An 18925-nucleotide genomic window follows, 5' to 3' on the forward strand; every position below is an offset into this window, starting at 1 on the left:
TACTCCGAAAACCGGGCTTTCTTTTTTTCGAAATGAATTTTAAGCAGGCTTAAAATTCATTGATTGATAACATGTTAGTAAATGGTGTAAGCACAGATTAAACTGTATAACCATTATTTCGCTGAGAGTCCTACTTTTTTCATGTAGGCTTCTGTAGGTTAATTAAGCTGACTTTATACCCGCTAATGCGAATTAAAAGTACCATTTAACTAACACATTATCATTTTATGTACACAATCAACATCCGGAGCAAACAAAATCCCAAGGAGCAGAAAAAGGTCAAGCTGGAGATGATATTCTTCCAAACCGGCTATGCCCGCGTGCCAAAAGTATTAAATATTACCGGTCTATTAAAGGACTGGGACGTCAAATCACAGAGTTTCCGTAACGATAGTACGGAAGCGGCTACCAAATACAAACTGTTGTTCAGTTTGCGTACCAAATACCTGCCTATAACCGATATGTGGAAATCGGAAGAACATAACTGGTCTCCGGTTCAACTTTCACATTGCTTTGGCGAGATGAAACAAACTCAGTCAGAGGTCAAAGTCAAATCGGTTCTTCAAATGACTGACTATTTCGAATCACATTTCAAAAAAGAAACGCATCAAGAACAACCAAATGCAGAACATTACAAACATTCACCAAAGAGAAATACGGTAAAGCATTCTCCGCCTACTTTTTACCGACATCACCGAGCAATTCTTATTGGATTTCGCCTTCTGGATTAAAAAGCAAGGCATCAAGAACGGAAATAAAAGAGGTTTGACGAGCAAACTCCACCGTTTGCAACCATGCTAAAAAGTAGGAAATGTACGGAGTAAATATGGATGCCTTCCTCAACCTCTTCCTGTTCTGCTACTAAACGGACGGCATAACTAACGGGATGCCTGCAACTTCACGTGGAATTCGGTTCAGGAAAAGCAAATGGCAATGGTAGGTGTCAATATATCGGAAGAATCCGTTGAGAGAAACTCCACAGTGCCGACATATCTCGACACAGGATAGGTTGGTGGCCATGTACAACTCCAGTGCGGGACGATATTTCGCTTCCATCTCCGGTTTGCACTCTCTTATCCGTTTACATTCTTTCTCCTTCAAAGTTATTCTACATCTTCAACGCACCGAATAAAACAGGCAGAACTGGTGTCATCCACTCCATCCTTTTCACAGTCTAATGGTTCACCTTCACCCAGACTAAAATCAAGGGTAAAATAGTTAATATCAAGATAGGAATAATTCTTACTTTTCGTCTCTCCGCTCAACTGAGCGCTAATATACTTTTCACACCAGTAAGTCGCACCGGGTCTTATATACACATCCTCAAACAACGGCCTGTATGCAAGTGTTTTCCATCCGTTATCCCAATCATACTCCGAATACTTTTTGCTGCGCCACGCATATTGCAATGCGCCGGGGCGTATAACTCCGGATTTATACCAAGACTTATCTGTTTTACGTCTGCCGTAGCCTGAAGCACCTATCGGGAAGAACAGGTTGTTACCATTTTCTTTGTTATATACGAAGCATCCGCGCATGCCGTAGCTCTTGTTCCCACCTCTATAATAACCGTACACTTCATTAACATCTTCCAATGTTTCTGTAGCTCCGTCACCATAAAGCACTCCGTAGCCAAATTCTCGGTTTTCTCCATTGCGCAGATTATCATAATCCTTGACTGTTGCCACACGTACATTAACTTTCGTCCCATCCGGATTGACCACTTGTATGTTCTCCTTGGAAAATCCGTCTGAACCTGTGTTCTTATCGCTAGCAGCTTTTATTTCTAACCATTTTTTAGAGCCACCGCCTGCCAAGCTAAGTTCATTATCACCTACAGGAACCTGAAAGCCGTACGTCTTATTGTTTTCAGCAAGAATGGCATCAGTCAAGTTTCCGTATTTAAAAAGTGATCCCTCCTCTAACGGCGATTGGGTTTCTTCCGTGGCACTGTATAAATTGAAAGAATGCCATTTTATACTATCATTCAGTACCAACGGCGCATAACCCTGACGAACGAATATGCGATGATGGCAGGTGTAATTATTATACTCAACCAATACAATCGCGGAGCGCACAGTATTTTCATTCTCGCACGTTCCGTTAAAATCAATCCAGAAATCCATCGGCGAGTCGATTGTTCCATGTACATATCCCTCAGCATCGGCTCCCCTTAGTTTAATCATATTGTTCTTATCGATTTCAACTTTTGCTCGCCAAGGACCTTTAGAGTCGTATGTCTCAAATTTCTCTGCGCTTTCTTTAGACAAGATTTTCATTACGACATGGAAATTATCGCTATTATTCCAGCTTCGCCACACACCTTTGGGGTTGACACATCGTCGTACCTGAATAATTGAAGCTGTATCTATCAGATTCTTGCCATTAACATCTTTAAGCACTTCATTTTTATCTTTGTCCATCAACTTCAACTCTATCTTTGCCTCACGGGAATATGCTACATATGGATTGTTCCCTGTATAGCCGCTCGTTGGAACCAACTGCTTGGGACGGGTATAGAACGGCATTTTAAGGTTTAAACCATCGTCATAGCCCAGTTCTACAGAATAGTTGCCATGGTCACCAACTGTGAGATCTTCAAATATTCGCTTCTCATTGTTTGCATTAGTATTCCATTCTTCTTTATTCCAATCCTTGTTGTTCATGTAATGTTTATCATCTCCAATAATCTTTCGACTATCATATGCAAGTGACATGAAACCGTGCCACACAGCTTCACGCTGCTGACCTACCGGATAGACCTTTGACAAATCGGCAAACTTGTAGTCATCACCTTCTTCCAGCGTGGGCCACCAGTGGTTCTCGATTATTCTCACTTCCAACTTTACTTTATCCAAATCACTTCCCTTGATTTTGACTGGAAGGGAGGCAGACTGATTATACAGGTAGGAAATGTAGTAAGGAGTGGGCACAATCAATTGCTTATCCTCTTTATATTCAATATGCCAGTCAACATCATTGGCATAGCCGTTAAACCTCAGTGTCAGCTTATAGTGGCAGTTACGTTTGGCGTTGTAGTCTTTTTTCACATCCTGTCCGAGCATGAAGCGGTAGATAATCTTACCTTCGCCGGGACGGTCGCTTAAACGTGCATCATAATACCCTTCCACTTCTATATATGTACCGAATTCAACATTATCTTTCAAGACATAACCTTCATCATTGGGCAAACCAGGAGCATCAAGCTTTCCATCATCGTCACTGTCCTGCCGTTTGTCTTTAATTCCTGGTCTCGACTCTTCGTTTCCCTGCAAATTCTCATAGAAATAAAGGGCAGGAGTGTTTTCAGTATGATAATCGGCTATCGAGGGAGACTTGAGAGCAGTTTCACCGGGCGGCAAAAGACCGTAAAAAAGCTTACCACGCGAAACGAACGGCCATGATGCAAAATCTTCGTTGTCAGGGGCATCAGGTCTGCCGTTATAGTAATAAACTTCTCCGTCTTCATGAAGCTCTTCTATAAGAGATTTCTCATTTCGATTTTCAAACGTTGCCGACGTGTAGCCGGGTGTATTATCCTTGCCCAGATAGCAGGTACGGGGTATATGCTTTATTTTAATGGATTTGAAATGTATTCGGATACCGTCTTTCAGTTTAGTGGCGTCGAAAGCTACCGTAATTTTGGATGCCGCACGACGTAGCCATGCATGTAGCTTCACGCTTTTTTCCTTCACCACAAGAGACTCGTCGTTGGAGTTGCCGGAAGCATTCGTGAAATAGCCTATCATCTGGCTGTTGGCGGTGATATCATCAGGATTCCACGTGAGCGGAATGCTCTTGAGCCCGTCCACGGTCTTTATGTTTCCATCATACGCTGTCAGTAGATTGGGAATGTTCGCCACGGCATACATGTAATATCGGCCGAAGTCGATTTCGTCCGGCAGCTTGAAAGTAGCGCGTTTGGTAGTGTTTTCCGCTGTCCCCTTTCCGTTTTCCGCGTCTGCATCTGTACGTCCTTCATCGAACACGGTATATCCTTCTATCTTCCAGCTCTTTTTCAGTGCCTTTGTCTCGTAATCATACAACAATACATGCAGAGAACTGATATTCTTTAGGGCATCTCCCGCAGCCCGTGTCCGGGTAAGCGCTGATGACATGGGCTTGAAGTCCAGCGTAGCAGATACCATTGCCCTGCCTTCACCTATGATTTCTTCCTTCAAAAGTCATCCTGACAACCTGTTACGACTAAAATCATCAGGAAGAGAATAATATGTTGTACAAAATGCTTCATAATGCTTCTGTTTCTATTGTTTTACAATCCGAATACAGGATCAAGGGCTACTTCGCTGTAAGGAATTACATCCACTACAATTTCATTACTATTATACAATGTTATATTCACCAGGACATGGGTGTTGCGAAAAAGGGCCTTCAGGTTGGGCAATGGGCAGACAAAAGGTTCATCCTTTCCTGATATATGAATTGTCAGAGTGTATTCCTGCTCACCGTCTGTCGCGCCCGCTTTGGGGTTCATACTCTCGGGCAGGTAGAAAACGGGAACATCCTTCGCAACACCCGGTTTGGAGTTGTCCGGGTAGTTTATATCAACTGTAGGTTTTCCTACAGTAACCGGTCCATGGGTATAGATCTTTGTTTTATCCGCCTGTACCGGCAGTTCATAGTTCTTCAGCCAGCCGGCGGCTTCCGTGGTAGCATAATCATCGCTCTCGGACGAGGCGTCGGAAACCTCCTTCAACCACTCTATCCAAGTTTTTCCCTTGAAGAGCTGCCGATTCTGTTCGCTGTCATTGACACGCGCCAGCAGGAAGTTCTCGTCGGCATACTTCTCTATGGTGAAATTGGTCACGGTCACTTCCTCGCTGCGCCAGTTCATAAAGTTCATCGTGAACTTCGTGGCGACACGCACCACGTAGAATGTCTTCTCGAGCTTTCCTTCGGTAAAGACAATTTCATACACGGAGGACATCGGGATGTTTTTCCCATTCGAGTAGTCCGGGGCGAAGTAGATGCCGTTTACCGCAGCTTCAAAGCCGGACGAGTTCTCTGTATAATCATTGAAGAAAGCGGTCAACGTTTGGTTCCCACCTGTTACGCCTTCTACAGTAGACACACTCTCTTCATTGGCGAAGAGGAAAATCTTTTTCTTTTCGTTGGGCCGCACCTTGAGTAAGATGTATTTCTGTGCTTGCGCGCCCTCCAGCGAATAGTACCGGTTATGTTCCACCGTACCGTCTTCATGCAGGATGACAATGCGCACACTGTGCATCTTCTCGTTGTCGGGCAGTTCTGCCTCTCCCGACCTCGTCTGTTCCAGTGTGGCGACGTTCAAATACAGAGCAGCTTCCGCCGTGTCCGGTAAGGATTCTTCCTGACTGCCGCACGCCACCATAAAAAGCAGCGCGAATGCCGCCAGGCAAAACACAATGCTATGTATAATGTTCGGTTTCATCAGTCTAATCCTTCTTCGTAATTATTCAATTTCTACGTTATTCAATACCACACGCCAAGAGTGAATCAGTATCTGACTGCTAATCCACCGGTTGTCCTCGTCAAGGAAGAGTGTCATCACATAGTCGTCCTCGCGGTCCAGAAACTCCTGATCCGTCATCGTGCGCTTGTACTCCTCCTCGTAATAATCTTTCGCCAACAGTGCATAGTCGATAACTGGAATACGAGCCACAGTCCCGCCTTCTTGGTCGGTGATGGTCAGGAACATCTTTTCACGATGCGTTTCCATCATGCGTCCCACTGTCAGGTCAGCGATAGCGCCCTTTACTTGAATAATGGCACGGGTATCCTTTTTTCCCACGCCTGCCTCGCTGTTCTGCGTTTTCCAAGGACGGTAGGTGATGCTCTCGTCTTCCAACAACTCGTTGTCATGAGCCATCAACCCGTTTTCATCCTCTATACGGAAGTTGAATTGGTTCACATCCACATCCTCGCCCGAGAGGTGTTGCAGGATGACACGAACATGGTTGGTGTTTTTGGTCAGGTACATGGTGTAGTCGTAACTGCCTCCGTCCTCGTTAGAAGGTAGCGACACATCCATGGCACCATGGAAAAGGCGGTAAAGCCTTTCATCGCTGTAGACACCGGAGTCGTCATGCTTGCGGTTCAAGGCGCACTGCAACTGCCCGATGCGGGTCTCGCCGACGCGGGTCTCAGGTACGAAGAAAGACTCTTCGCGCTCGCCGTCGTTCCGGAGACCGCACCATGCCAACAGCCGATAGTCACCGGCAGGCAAGTCGAGCAACATCGAGTAGTTTTCTGCCGTCAACGGATCTATCTGTTCTTCCCGTTGCCATACCAGTACGCCCGATTGGTCAAAGGCATACAGATGAACCGACGAAACTTCGTTGGCAAAAGCGTCCGCCCACTTCAGGTTCCTGTCGTAACGGAACTTAAGCCGGTAATACACCGAACAGTCGCCTTCTTCTTCGTAGAGCCAGCTATTACAGGCCGGAAGAGCTAACAAGCAGACTAACACCACACAGACTTTGGCTGCCACATTCCTTATCAATGCCCGTATATCCATGTTTTTTACCCTTTCTTGGTTGTATAGTTTATACCTCTTATTTATACTTATATATGATAGTGTGCGGAAGTTCCGCATCCGGTTTTTCTCGTCAAGTGGGATACCTGTCTTGTGTTCAGGTCTCCGGTGCCACACCTCCTTTGTGTACCGGTGGGCAGGTACTACTTTTATTATCTGTTTAATTCTATATATGTGTGGGAGACAGGAGTCGCCTCCCACACATTATAAGTATCATGACCGCCTTCAGGCGTTCAGATTCACTTTCGCACACCTTTTCTCGCCATGACAAAACTCAAACAAGTTGGTTTCGCTCATTTGGCTCAACAAAAACGTTAAAATTACCATTCCAAAGCATAGTCATTATTGACAATGCGCCAAGACAGGATATTGATTAGTGCCGCGATAAAGTGATCATTGGGATCGGGCTTCTCGGGATAAATTTCCTTCTCAGGATCGTAGACAGGGGTACCGAGACCGGCTATCTTTGTCACTTTTGTATCATATATGTGGTTGCGGACTACACCCTTAGTGGCGTTTTCGCCAGTACCATTATGAATAATCTCGTAGTAATAGTAGGTCATACCGGATTTCCAGACCAAAGTCCTGTCAACTACCTCCTTGTTCTTAAGATTTCCGTTAATAACATTGGCTGCATCTGTCAAAGGGCCTTCGGCTTCATCCAGAGAGTCATACCATGTTTTCTTTGCTGCGTCTTCTGTCAGCTGGGCATATACATAGCAGTTGTTCTGACTGTCCTCTAATGATAGCTGATCTACAATTACAATCCGAAGATCATCAACGTCAATCTGTTTACGCACCGTTTTGCCGCCCTCGTCTGCGCTATAATAGTAATTATATTCATTGGCTACCAGCTGGCTAAGTATACTCCTCTTCAAGGTAGGTAAATTTTCAAACTCAGTATCAGAAGGTGTATCGGCAAAGTGGGCACCCAAATGTCTTACGATAGTGAACGCAGAACCGTTTTCCTTACAAAGAGTCCCCTTAAGGATAACCTTAGTACGGTTTAGAGTGGTAGTCTGATTATTATTATCGGTATAATCCAAAGCATTCTCATTGGTGTACAATGCAGAGCCGATGGCAGTACTGATAGCGTTGTAATCATTATACTTGTTCTGTGCAGAAGGAGAGTTGATAGCCCAGAAACTACGGTATGTACCGTTCCACCAACTACTCGCCCATGCCGGATTAATTTTCTTGACTAACCTGCCGTTGTTGGTCTCAGCGATCAGGCTCCAATTACCAATCTTCAGATAAACCTGCTCTCCATCAACTTTAAGATCATTCCCTTCCTTATCCTTCAGAGCCAGTTTATCAGTGCCAGCAGAAGTAGCATCTTGTGTCAATGTAACCTTCACCTTGGCCACGCTACGCTCGACGTAAATGGTGACGGGGTTCGCCTTGGCAGCGTCCACAGTCTTTGTCAGGTTATTAGCCGTTATGGTAGCTGCACAGACCTCCGCACCATTATTTCCATATACGGCATTGAACATCACGAACTTGCCTTCTGTAGTCAGACTGGAGGAAGCGTAATCATTGACAATAGCCTGTAGGTCGTTCAAGCTCTTTGAAGTGTTATCCAAACCAGTGGGATTCAGCACAGCCACCATCATCTGGGGAAGCTTGTCACCCTCTTTGGTATTGATTACAATCGTGGCATCGAGTACACTCTCCACGTCATCGTCGTCTTTATCATCTTTTTGCTCCTCTTTCTTGGGAGTCCAGTCGTAGAAGTTTACATAACTTGTGCCTTGAAGTTTAACATTAGCAATGGCTCCGTTCGCGGTAAAAAAATAGAAACGAACACTGGTAACCTTGTTCTCAGTGGTAGAGCCATCCTCGTAACCCAAGGAAGCACGTTTACCTGTAACATCAGAAGAGATCAGATTTACGGCCATATAGCTGGTACTGACCTCGCCATTGCCGCTGTCCTCGCCGTTCGGAGTAATCTCCTCCTGCGAGCATCCTACCATAAACAAGGATGCTAGCATAGACATAAATAAAAGATTCCTTTTCATGTTGATAAATTAAAAATATTTGAAAATGTATTTTTTCTCTCTTGACTTATATCATTGATTTGATATCATTTCAGCCTTCCGTCCAGTTCATCAAGCGTCCTGCCAGCCTTTTCAAATCCCATTTCTTTCGCCTTGTTCAGATACTGGCGCGCCATGTTGTAGTCTCCTTCCCGTACGGCAAGTGCTCCGCGTGCATAGACCGCTTCAGCGGAACTACCCGCCTTTTCAAGATACTTGCGCGCTATCGCAAAATCATCACGACGAATGGCAGCATTAGCAGCATTCAAATTGGCCACCTCATCGTTCGGGAACATGCGCACTGCCGTTTGAAAGACGTCTGTGAACTCGTCCGTACCAGGTTCATACTTTCCAGCAACGAGGTAAAACTCGTTCAAGCTCAATTTCTGCGGCCGTTCCGCCATGATGCGCTTTATTTCCTCCACTTCGCTGAACGTGCGGATGTTGTAGTCTATGCGGTAGTCGGTATGGCGCAATGCAGGATAGAAATTTTGCAGCATGAAGCGATATTCGTCGGGGTAAGTGCGCTTGATTTTCGCCTCTTTGGCATCCGCTTCCATGTCGCTGTCTATCAAAGCCAGAATCTCCGCACGGTGATCGATGTTCGACTGTTCCACGTAACGACGCAATCCGGCCCAGTCCTCAGGCTCGTAATCGGTTTGAATAATGTTATCCGCGAAATTGTACAATTGCCCTATGTGCTTTTTGAGCGCGGCTGTACGTCCGATGGCAAGTTCTGTGTTATGTTTATAAGGACTCTCCGGTGAAGCGTACCCTTTTAACCATACGGAAGTGATAGTGACATCTTTATCATTACGCACAGAGTCGATGGTCGCCTGTATTTTTCCCAATTCAACCGCATTGCGACGATAATCGGGATAAATTACCGTCTGATCCACAGGGAAATCGATGTATGCCGAACCGGATAACGAACGGCTTTTCATGACTTCCGCCTGTGGTTGCACAAATACCAGCTCGGGAAAAAACTCCTCGTGGTGTCTTCCCAGTTCGCCTTCGTATTCCGCCAGTATAGCCTGACAACACCCCCAGTCGCTACGATGGACTTTGAGCGTGGCTCCGTTCATCCAGTCTTCGTAGAGAATAAGGTTGTCATACTCCAGTTGTTCCGGTTTTTTCGATACTCGGAATGACTTCTCCGACTCACCCGAAATGGTACTTATACCGTTTCGTACATAATAATAATATCGACGGCGTCCGTAGATACCTATCGACGGTAAGTCCAGAGAATCCGCACCGTTGACCAATCGTGGGGTAAGCAATACGGCACGATTGGCGTCCACGTCAAGTGCAGTCAAATCGACATCCATCTCTACGTTAAGGTATTTACCGTTACGATTCATATTGAAATTCTCGATGGAAACACCGGGTATAATGTTTTCTGTGTTTTGCGCCACCGCTTTGGACATATTTCCTATGCCCAGCAGGGTTGCCAGTATGAATATCGTCCTTTTCATGTTCGTTGCTATTTAAAATAGATAAACCAGATTAATAGCCGCCTTAGTGGGGCCTACGTAGTGGTGCGGCTTATTCGTTTCTACCTTTTTCCCACATCCCGTACACCGGAACTTATCGTAACGGGTATAGGAATAGCCAAAACCAATTTCCGCCTCCAAGTTCCAATGGTGACCGAGAATCCACGCATAGCCGTATGCCACACCAGCACCTATAAACCAGCCTTGATAACGAGAATCCTTCAGTTTACGGGCATCCGTTCCCAACATGTTGATTTTGCCGTCGAAACCGCCTATGTTGTACTGCCCGCCATGTAAATGCATACCAACAAAATGTGCACCGAAACGATCACAAAACCAATAACGAGCCTCGGGCTGCACAGCCCAATGTTTCCAACGACGGTCGTGTGAAAGAGTCCACGCATTGAATTGTCCCGTGATATCTAAAGTCCATTTAGGGGCAAGACCTACCTCGATACCGAGATTCGGGTTTAAGAAGCCATCGGCGAGTAAGTTTGTCTTCAACGCTACATCCTGAGCTTTAACGTTCTGAACGACGCCGGTAACAGCAATAGCCAGAAGTAAAATAATCCGTTTCATTATGCTTTGTCTTATCTTCTTTTTCCTGTAATTTTTCCCATTTTTTCGCCGCTTCTCTTGCGAAGAAAACCATCCAAACGCTCAACATTTTATCGGGCTCACAGGTCTATCATGTGGTATTTTGATGACTTGTCGTTTCAAATAAGTTCGCCTCCATATTGAAGTTAAGCGAAGTGTTTTGAGCCGCATATTTTAGTCAAATCATTCTGTTTCCGATAGTTCTCTTTCTAAGAGAAATATTGCTTGGGAAAAGGCCTTGTCTTTTTGATATTTGCTGTCTGGATGGCGACTTTTACTCAACGATTTTCAAATATTTACTTGACAAAACATATTTTTTTACTCCGTCACGTGTTATTTTCAGGCATTTATAGGGCTTTCTATTGTTTTTTTTTCCTATCTTTGCATGTGCAAATATTTCTCTTAGAAAGAAATGTTTCGATTTACACCCCTCCTTTCATATTTCCTAAAATTTATCGTTTTTTTTCTCTTGTATCTTGTCGTAAAGTGGTTTCCCTTGTCTTGTAACGGCTTTTGATTTACAACGATTTCAGGATAAGACTGTTAGCTTTGTCTACGACCGATGTGTCCAGCGAGGCAAGATAGATCCGCGTGGTATACTCCGAGTCGTGTCCCATCGCCTCACTAATGGTCGAGAGCGGGATATTCTTGCTCCGAGCAATGGAAGCCCACGCGTGGCGGGCGACGTAGGCTGTCAGCGGTATTCCCAGTCCCAACCGCTCACCCAACTTTTTCAGTTTGTCATTGACAAGGTGGGCAGAATTCTTGTATTGCCTGCGGGCATCCATTTCCATGTCTTTGATAATTGGCAGCAGATAGGGTGTGCCGGAGGTATCATATTTATCGATAATCTCCTGCATCGGTTTCTCCCATTTGATGAAAAGCAGTTGTCCTGTTTTCTGGCGGCGATAGGAAAGAACCCCATTCTGCAAATCCTTCTTTTTCAAGTATGCCATGTCCACGAATGACATGCCCCGGGTATAAAACGAAAACATAAACAGATTTCTGGCATAGTCCATCGTGGGATTGAATGTCAGGTCTATGTCCCGTATCTGACGGATGGTTTTCAGCGGAACGGCACGTTTGACCGTTTTGTCTACGCCTGTATAAACATATTTAAACGGAGTACATTGTTCTGTCAGCCCCCTTTCCACTGCACGATTATAGATGGCACGAAGGTTACGCATATAATAAGAGGAGGAATTCGGACAGATAGCATTCCCTTTCAGGTAGGTTTCGTATTGCACCATCAGATTGGAATCCACCTCCTCGAACAGGAGGTCCCGCTCGCCATGGAAGCGCACGAAACTGTTCAACGCGGCCGTATAGGTTTCGGCCGTACGTCCTTTGCCGATCAACTTCAGGTCTCCGATAAGTTTCCAGGCAAAGGCGATAAAACCTCCGCAGTCTGTCGGCGAGGTATAGAGCTCCACCACCTTATCGGCGGTATAGGGTATACCCGCATGTTCAAGCCGAGCGATGACTTCCTTGAGACGTGAAAGCTCCTTCGACAAAGCGGTTTTCACGGAAAGCAGGTAACCCTTGCGTCCCTCTTCGATACCGGGGGACAGGATAACTCTGGAACAACCGGAGTCCCACTCCGATGAATACAGCTTGTAACCGGAATGAACTTGTCTTACCAGACGATTGTGAATTACTTGATAGTAAAGTGTACCTTCCTTCGTCTCAATGGAAGATACACGAAATTTAATTTTTACTGTTGCCATACAATTTGATTGTTTATTGATAATATTCTCATAATTAATAGAGAATGGCAAACAGTATATAAGATGACACCCGAAAGATAATATTGCTGTAATTATAAGGTTTCTTGTTCAGAAGATTGCGAGGAAACTTGTTTTTTAATACTTTTTTGCTTTAACCTAATTTTTTCTGTGTAACAGAACATAGTTGGCACATTTTTATAGAATTCACAGTGTTTTAATCCAAAAATTTCATCTCCTTTTTTGTTCGCAATTAGTTGGCCGTCAGCAACCTTGTATGCTTACAAAGACAGATCCGCGATTTTTAGCAAAACTAACACAGACTATCAATCAGTTTAAAACAAAAAGAGTACTCCGAAAACCGGAGTACTCTTCTTTATTATATTGAAACAATTTCTAAAATTATTTCTTTCCTTCCAACTGCTCTTTCAATGCAGCCAAAGCGTCGATATCACCAAGTGTAGTAGAAGCAGCCTGGTTCTGAATCATCGGACCATCTTCCTTCTTAGTAGTCTTCTTAGCAGTAGCTTTCTTTTCTGCTTTTTCTTCTGCCTTAGCAGCATCTTCGAAGATACGGCTATGAGACAAGATGATTCTCTTAGCATCCTTGTTGAACTCGATTACTTTGAATTCAAGTTTCTCATCCAACTGTGCTTGTGCGCCATCTTCTTTTACAAGATGTTTCGGAGTAGCAAAACCTTCTACACCGTAAGGAAGAGCTACAACAGCACCTTTATCCAACATTTCGATGATTGTACCTTCGTGTACTGAACCTACAGTAAATACAGTTTCGAATACATCCCAAGGATTTTCTTCGAGTTGTTTGTGACCAAGGCTCAAACGACGGTTTTCTTTGTCGATTTCCAATACCTGAACTTCGATATCAGCGCCAATCTGAGTAAATTCTGATGGGTGTTTAACTTTCTTAGTCCAAGACAAGTCAGAGATGTGGATCAGACCATCAACCCCTTCTTCGATTTCTACGAATACACCGAAGTTAGTGAAGTTGCGAACTTTTGCAGTATGCTTAGAGTTTACAGGATATTTCTCTTCGATAGTTTCCCATGGATCTTGTTTCAGTTGTTTGATACCCAAAGACATCTTACGTTCTTCACGGTCCAAAGTCAATACAACAGCTTCTACTTCGTCACCTACTTTCATAAAGTCTTGTGCAGAACGCAAGTGTTGTGACCAAGACATTTCAGAAACGTGGATCAATCCTTCTACGCCCGGGGCGATTTCGATAAATGCACCGTAGTCAGCCATAACAACCACTTTACCTTTCACCTTGTCACCAACCTTCAAGTCAGTATCAAGTGCATCCCATGGGTGCGGAGTCAGTTGTTTCAAACCAAGAGCGATACGTTTCTTTTCGTCATCGAAGTCAAGGATAACAACGTTAAGTTTCTGATCCAGTTCAACCACTTCTTTCGGATCGCTAACGCGACCCCAAGAAAGGTCTGTGATGTGGATCAAACCGTCTACGCCACCCAAGTCGATGAATACACCGTAAGATGTGATATTCTTAACAGTTCCTTCGAGAACTTGTCCTTTTTCAAGTTTACCGATAATTTCTTTCTTCTGTTGTTCCAGTTCAGCTTCGATAAGAGCTTTGTGAGAAACAACAACGTTTTTGAATTCCTGGTTGATCTTAACAACTTTGAATTCCATAGTTTTTCCAACGAATACATCATAGTCGCGGATCGGTTTAACGTCGATCTGAGAACCCGGCAAGAATGCTTCGATTCCGAATACGTCTACGATCATACCACCCTTAGTGCGGCACTTGATGTAACCCTTGATAATTTCTTCATTTTCCAGAGCAGCATTAACGCGATCCCAAGAACGAGTAGCGCGAGCTTTTCTGTGAGACAGAACGAGTTGTCCTTTTTTGTCTTCCTGGTTTTCGATGTACACTTCTACAGTATCACCAATCTTCAAGTCAGGATTGTAACGGAATTCATTCAATGGGATGATACCGTCTGATTTGTAACCGATATTCACAACTACTTCACGCTTGTTCATTGCAATTACGGTTCCATCAACAACCTCACGGTCGTTTACTTTGTTAAGCGTACCATCGTAAGCTTTTTCAAGTTCTTCATGGCTTACACTAGTTACTGATTCGCCATTTTCATAAGCTTCCCAGTTGAAGTCATCAATAGGAGCTACATTCTTCAAATTTTCCATTAATAAATAAATTGTTTAATACTTTAATTAAATAAGACACTATATTGCTATAAATCGGCTGCAAAGTTAGCAACATTTTCTTGATTGACAAAAGAATACCGAAAGAAAAAAGTAACGTTTGTACATTAAAAACACATAAAACTATCTGTTGAACAACTCGAATGTAAATTTGCATCCGATTTGGTCAAATTTCCAATTCTCACTACCAACAAACACCCCGACATCAAAAATATGTGTGCCAATACCATATCCCACTTCCAGATAAGGCTGAAGATGGGGCATAGAAAGTGCACTGATATAGATACGTTCATTCTGCACATAACGGGTATATTTCATCAGATGCTTCAATACAAGGAAAGGAGCTTCGTAGGTAAAATGTCCGCGGACATAACGACGGGAAGAGTTATACCAACGACCATCGAGCAACTGAAACACTCCGCCGATTTCATCGTTCCAACCGACCGGAAGATTCCGGCGGGAAAAGTTGGCAAAGTCTACGAAATACAACTCATTTTGATTAGTGAACATTCCGAATCCGAAGCGATAATAAACATTCCTCATCAATCCCAAACGGATTTGGTGCTGCAAATCAAATTCTACTTTCTCATACTCTCCCGTACTCTTGAATACACCCTTAACTCCCCGTTCATAATCGACGGAGAAAGTCGGATAATCCGAACGAAGGTTGATTTTACGTTTCCCATTCATATAATAATACAAACATGGAGTCCATTCCAAACGAAATCGAGGAGCGAAACTGATATAAGTATTCTTAAATCGTTTCATGAATTCGGGTGGAGGCAGTGGGTAATCGCCAATCATAACAAAACGAGAAGGTTGGACTGCCGTTCTCTTATGTGCCGAGAAACCAACACTAACATCCAGCCCGTTTACAACTTCAATGCTATGACGAAAATTAAAATATAAGTCTTTAAAATAATCGAGATGAATCAAATCAAAGTTGAAAATGCTATCCGGCATAGCTTTCAATTCATCTAACACTTTACTACTATAGATACGGTTACCATTACCCACATTCAACCTAAAGAATCCCCGTTTTTGAGGAAAATACTCAAAATCGGCATTCAAAGACCAATAAAACTCTTTACGGGTAAAATTATATCCAAGCTTAGGCACAATACGAAGCAACTTATCACCACGGAAAAGACGGTTATAACGAAAATCCTGCCTATATGACAACCCATTACTTCCACTATAACTGAATAAAAGGGGATTGATAAATGGAGAAAAACGTACGCTTCCGATATTCGACAGGTTGAATTTGTAATCTTCCAACATCAAGTCGCCCATTGTTCCCCAGAATGCCTGACTTTTCGATTTACTCTGTTCTGTAACTGTATCCTTTCTAATCGTATAATCTTTATATAATAGCTTTTCTCCATCTGTTAATGGAATCGGGCGTAATATAGCAAAGGTAGAGGCATCTGTTTTATAGGCATTTGTATCACATTGTAAAGAGAAAGATTCCGAGAGATTATATTTCTTTTTTTTCTTCACATCCGTTTCTTTCTCTTTCAATTCAATGGATTTATAGTCCAACGACGCTGTATAATTTCCATCTACCCTATTACCGAGAAAATTAAACCGGGCATCCAATTCATAACGTATAGGCAGAAACTCATCTTTCTCTCCTTCCTCTCCCATTTGAATGTTACAAGTAAAGGTGATCAGTTCTGATCGTCCGGAAAAACGAATCTCACGTATACTCCAACCAGTACTGCTAACAATCATATAACCTCCAACCAACTGGTCACTTTTGGTTTTAGGAATAAATCGTATCCGGTAATCAAAATTAGTAGGATCTCCCATAATACTATCGATCCGATATCTATAATATTTACGGCCATTTTTTGCCAGAGGTGATAAAAGACGCTCATCATTGAGCAAAGAAGACGAGTAAATATTCACATTAAAGTATTCCAGCAAACCCGGCAATCCCCTATTTCCTCTTACAGTTCCCTGAGAAGCTTTTACTTTCTGGTCGTAAATATTAGGAGCAGTGTAATGAAGATCACTATATGTTTCCAGTAAATATTCACGAACTCCTTTTTGTAGTCGAAACATAGAAGGTACATAGCGAAGAATAAAATTCTTCTTCTTGATATCCATCTTACCCTTTATATAAAGATTTGCCTTGTAATCTCTGACAATTGTTTCATAAGTAGGAGCCATCTCCATCACACACTTAACAATAGAATCTACAGAGATTCCTTGTCCAATTGACGGATTCACAATATTACCAGCCATTCCTTTCACAAAAAAAGAGAACAAGCATAGCATACATAGTATCAATATCTTACCTCTCAATAGTCGTATCTCCTTGCTAATGGGAAGCAAATATAGAAAAGAATATTGAAAAGCAAGGGAATCCAATCCTAAAAAGAGTTATCGCAAATAGGTTCTATTCACACTTTAGCTCCATCCCAGTACATAACAACCTTCCACTCTTCCGGTTGACAATTCCCATTATTCTTATGAGGAACGACACCAATCACCAGATCACTGTGGGTTGCCAGTGCAATCCTCAATTCCTTCTGGAGCACTTTCATCAAAATAATCAGATGAATATCGTCCATGATACAGTTTATCACACGTACATACTGATAAATGCACACATTATGTCCATTCTTAACTGCACTAATATCACGTGCGGACATATGAAGTTCCATTTCCAGATAAGGATAACTAAGTGACGCATCCACATTCATTAAACTCACCATCATGTTATTCAGAAATTCATAAGAATCATGTTTACCTTTTACTACACCCATTTTTGTTAATTATTTATAATTATTTGTCATATATTTGATTATTCAATCTGTACCGACTTATGGTACAGCCCCTTCAAATAGCCTCCTTACTTTTGCTCCCGTTATCCCGATAGTGGGACAAATAATCAAAAAAAATTCAGTATCGTATGAAAGCATTAGAAGAAATCAAAGTTTCAGTTTACGAAAACGTGTATTCCAAAAATCCTAAGGTAATCTCTTTTCAAGAAGCTATTTTCATGTGTATTAAACCTACCTATGCTAGTATCATTAATTCCATCAGACGCTATTATCAGGAAGGAGAACATGAAGCTGCACAACAAATGAAAATCAAGCTCGACTGTTTCACACCTGCCGGAACATTCGACGGAGCACATGCCATCAAAAACTTCCTGCAACCAAGCAATATTGTTGGCCTTGACTACGATCATGTGCCCAATCGATTGGAAATAATCCGACTCTGTGCCGAAGATCCACACACAATAGCCGCACTCGAAAGTCCGACAGACGGTGTGAAAATCTTCGCGTATGTTGAAGGCATTGAAGGACGATACCGGGAAGCACAGCAAATAGTGAGCCATTATTACAACCAACTGCTCAAACTGGAAAGCGACCCTGCTTGCAAAGACGAAAGTCGCCTGTGTTATTTTACTTATTCACCCAATGGATATATTGCCAGTCTATATCAACCGTTCGAACTGAAATATTTACCGGAAACAGAGAATATTAACGCTACTGTAAACTCTCCAGTTTTCAATGAGACAACTGTCTCCGAAATTTCCGAAAAAGAGATTGAAGGCTTCCTTTCGTCCTACATTTTCTTAAATCCGTTAGTCCCTGGGAAGAGACATAGCAACCTATTCAAACTGGCTTGCAAAGCCCGAAAAAGACAGTATCCCCAAGAATCCGTATTACGCGGAATTATAGATTTTTTCAAAGGAACCGATTTCACTGTCGAAGAGATAAAATCCGTATTACGTTCTGGTTACCAAACAGTTAGTAACAGTAGCACAAATTCACGTCCTACTTTTCCCCATTCCACTCAAAACGACAAAACGACAAAAACGACATATGACGCTTTTGAAGGCAAGGCTGAAGAAGACGAAGAATATTGGCAAGGCGAAGAATATCGGAAAAACACACCTTGTTTTCCAAAAAGTGTGTACGAAAATCTTCCCAATCTTCTGGAGGGATGTATTCTCGAAGACGAAGGAGAACGTGAAAATGATATTTCCATGTTGTCTGTATTTACAGCAATAAGTGCCGCACTGCCGCAAACTTTCGGAATTTACAATCATAAGAAATACACTCCTCATTTCTATACTGTCATCATTGCACCGGCAGGAAGCGGAAAAAGCGTGGCACAAACCGGACGTTATCTGTTGGTTAAATATAAAACGTTTAAATTTATAATCTAACATATTAATAATCAATATTTTACAAAGCAATTTAATCAAACTTATTTATATGTATACATACGATTTGCATACAAAAACACCGGATTCAAGAAAGCAAATACGCAAAAATACGAATTTTGAAATGAAAAATAGTAAGCCCTTTT

The 18925-nt window shown here is 42.8% G+C and carries 12 protein-coding genes and 1 pseudogene; 2 read left to right on the forward strand and 11 right to left on the reverse strand.

The annotated features are described in order from the left end of the window. The first annotated feature begins 227 nt into the window (after positions 1 to 227). Positions 228 to 731: a hypothetical protein gene (locus EJF25_RS23915; protein ID WP_235016908.1), complete on the forward strand. Its 504-nt coding sequence runs from the start codon at positions 228 to 230 to the stop codon at positions 729 to 731. Positions 732 to 861: 130 nt separating this feature from the next. Here EJF25_RS23915 and EJF25_RS26015 read toward each other — a convergent pair whose 3' ends face one another. The 11 genes from EJF25_RS26015 to EJF25_RS23965 all read right to left on the reverse strand — a co-directional run bounded on the left by EJF25_RS26015 (position 862) and on the right by EJF25_RS23965 (position 17367). Then, positions 862 to 1101, reverse strand: a complete 240-nt coding sequence (locus tag EJF25_RS26015; protein WP_235016909.1) for a hypothetical protein — start codon at positions 1099 to 1101, stop codon at positions 862 to 864. Positions 1102 to 1103: 2 nt separating this feature from the next. Continuing rightward, the gene (locus EJF25_RS23920; protein WP_125043188.1) at positions 1104 to 4181 is read right to left on the reverse strand and encodes a DUF4906 domain-containing protein; all 3078 of its coding nucleotides are present in this window, start codon (positions 4179 to 4181) and stop codon (positions 1104 to 1106) included. 92 nt (positions 4182 to 4273) lie between these two features. Continuing rightward, the gene (locus tag EJF25_RS23925; protein WP_125043189.1) at positions 4274 to 5431 is read right to left on the reverse strand and encodes a hypothetical protein; all 1158 of its coding nucleotides are present in this window, start codon (positions 5429 to 5431) and stop codon (positions 4274 to 4276) included. A gap of 21 nt (positions 5432 to 5452) precedes the next feature. Next, positions 5453 to 6517, reverse strand: a complete 1065-nt coding sequence (locus EJF25_RS23930) for a FimB/Mfa2 family fimbrial subunit (RefSeq protein ID WP_125043191.1) — start codon at positions 6515 to 6517, stop codon at positions 5453 to 5455. A 338-nt stretch (positions 6518 to 6855) separates the two neighbouring features. Further along, entirely contained in the window at positions 6856 to 8553 is a 1698-nt protein-coding gene (locus EJF25_RS23935) for an Mfa1 family fimbria major subunit (protein WP_125043193.1), read from the reverse strand. Positions 8554 to 8618: 65 nt separating this feature from the next. Then, on the reverse strand, positions 8619 to 10046 hold the full coding sequence (locus EJF25_RS23940) for a DUF3868 domain-containing protein (protein ID WP_125043195.1): 1428 nt from the start codon (positions 10044 to 10046) through the stop codon (positions 8619 to 8621). Positions 10047 to 10058: 12 nt separating this feature from the next. Beyond that, the gene (locus EJF25_RS23945; RefSeq protein ID WP_125043197.1) at positions 10059 to 10643 is read right to left on the reverse strand and encodes a DUF3575 domain-containing protein; all 585 of its coding nucleotides are present in this window, start codon (positions 10641 to 10643) and stop codon (positions 10059 to 10061) included. Between the two features lie 536 nt (positions 10644 to 11179). Beyond that, a complete protein-coding gene (locus EJF25_RS23950) occupies positions 11180 to 12388 on the reverse strand; it encodes a tyrosine-type recombinase/integrase (protein WP_125043198.1) in 1209 nt (402 codons plus the stop codon). Positions 12389 to 12787: 399 nt separating this feature from the next. Next, positions 12788 to 14575 carry a 30S ribosomal protein S1 gene (gene rpsA, locus EJF25_RS23955; RefSeq protein ID WP_125043201.1) on the reverse strand — a complete coding sequence of 596 codons (1788 nt, stop codon included), beginning with the start codon at positions 14573 to 14575 and terminating at the stop codon, positions 12788 to 12790. A 141-nt stretch (positions 14576 to 14716) separates the two neighbouring features. After that, positions 14717 to 16876, reverse strand: a complete 2160-nt coding sequence (locus EJF25_RS23960) for a DUF5686 family protein (RefSeq protein WP_125043203.1) — start codon at positions 16874 to 16876, stop codon at positions 14717 to 14719. A gap of 125 nt (positions 16877 to 17001) precedes the next feature. Further along, positions 17002 to 17367 (reverse strand): hypothetical protein, encoded by a 366-nt coding sequence (locus tag EJF25_RS23965; RefSeq protein WP_125043205.1) that lies wholly within the window; start codon positions 17365 to 17367, stop codon positions 17002 to 17004. A 146-nt stretch (positions 17368 to 17513) separates the two neighbouring features. Here EJF25_RS23965 and EJF25_RS23970 point away from each other — a divergent pair. Then, a pseudogene (locus EJF25_RS23970) lies at positions 17514 to 18749 on the forward strand (BT4734/BF3469 family protein); the annotation flags it as partial. Positions 18750 to 18925 lie beyond the last annotated feature (176 nt).

This window comes from Bacteroides faecalis, from assembly GCF_003865075.1.
Taxonomy (GTDB): Bacteria; Bacteroidota; Bacteroidia; order Bacteroidales; family Bacteroidaceae; genus Bacteroides; species Bacteroides faecalis.

What these genes read in the sequence shown, in the direction of transcription:
- EJF25_RS23945 (WP_125043197.1), bottom strand. Translation starts at nt 10,643, where the DNA reads ATGAAACGGATTATTTTACTTCTGGCTATTGCTGTTACCGGCGTCGTT.
- EJF25_RS23925 (WP_125043189.1), bottom strand. Translation starts at nt 5,431, where the DNA reads ATGAAACCGAACATTATACATAGCATTGTGTTTTGCCTGGCGGCATTC.
- EJF25_RS23930 (WP_125043191.1), bottom strand. Translation starts at nt 6,517, where the DNA reads ATGGATATACGGGCATTGATAAGGAATGTGGCAGCCAAAGTCTGTGTG.
- EJF25_RS23960 (WP_125043203.1), bottom strand. Translation starts at nt 16,876, where the DNA reads ATGCTATGCTTGTTCTCTTTTTTTGTGAAAGGAATGGCTGGTAATATT.
- EJF25_RS23915 (WP_235016908.1), top strand. Translation starts at nt 228, where the DNA reads ATGTACACAATCAACATCCGGAGCAAACAAAATCCCAAGGAGCAGAAA.
- EJF25_RS23935 (WP_125043193.1), bottom strand. Translation starts at nt 8,553, where the DNA reads ATGAAAAGGAATCTTTTATTTATGTCTATGCTAGCATCCTTGTTTATG.
- EJF25_RS23950 (WP_125043198.1), bottom strand. Translation starts at nt 12,388, where the DNA reads ATGGCAACAGTAAAAATTAAATTTCGTGTATCTTCCATTGAGACGAAG.
- EJF25_RS23965 (WP_125043205.1), bottom strand. Translation starts at nt 17,367, where the DNA reads ATGGGTGTAGTAAAAGGTAAACATGATTCTTATGAATTTCTGAATAAC.
- rpsA (WP_125043201.1), bottom strand. Translation starts at nt 14,575, where the DNA reads ATGGAAAATTTGAAGAATGTAGCTCCTATTGATGACTTCAACTGGGAA.
- EJF25_RS23940 (WP_125043195.1), bottom strand. Translation starts at nt 10,046, where the DNA reads ATGAAAAGGACGATATTCATACTGGCAACCCTGCTGGGCATAGGAAAT.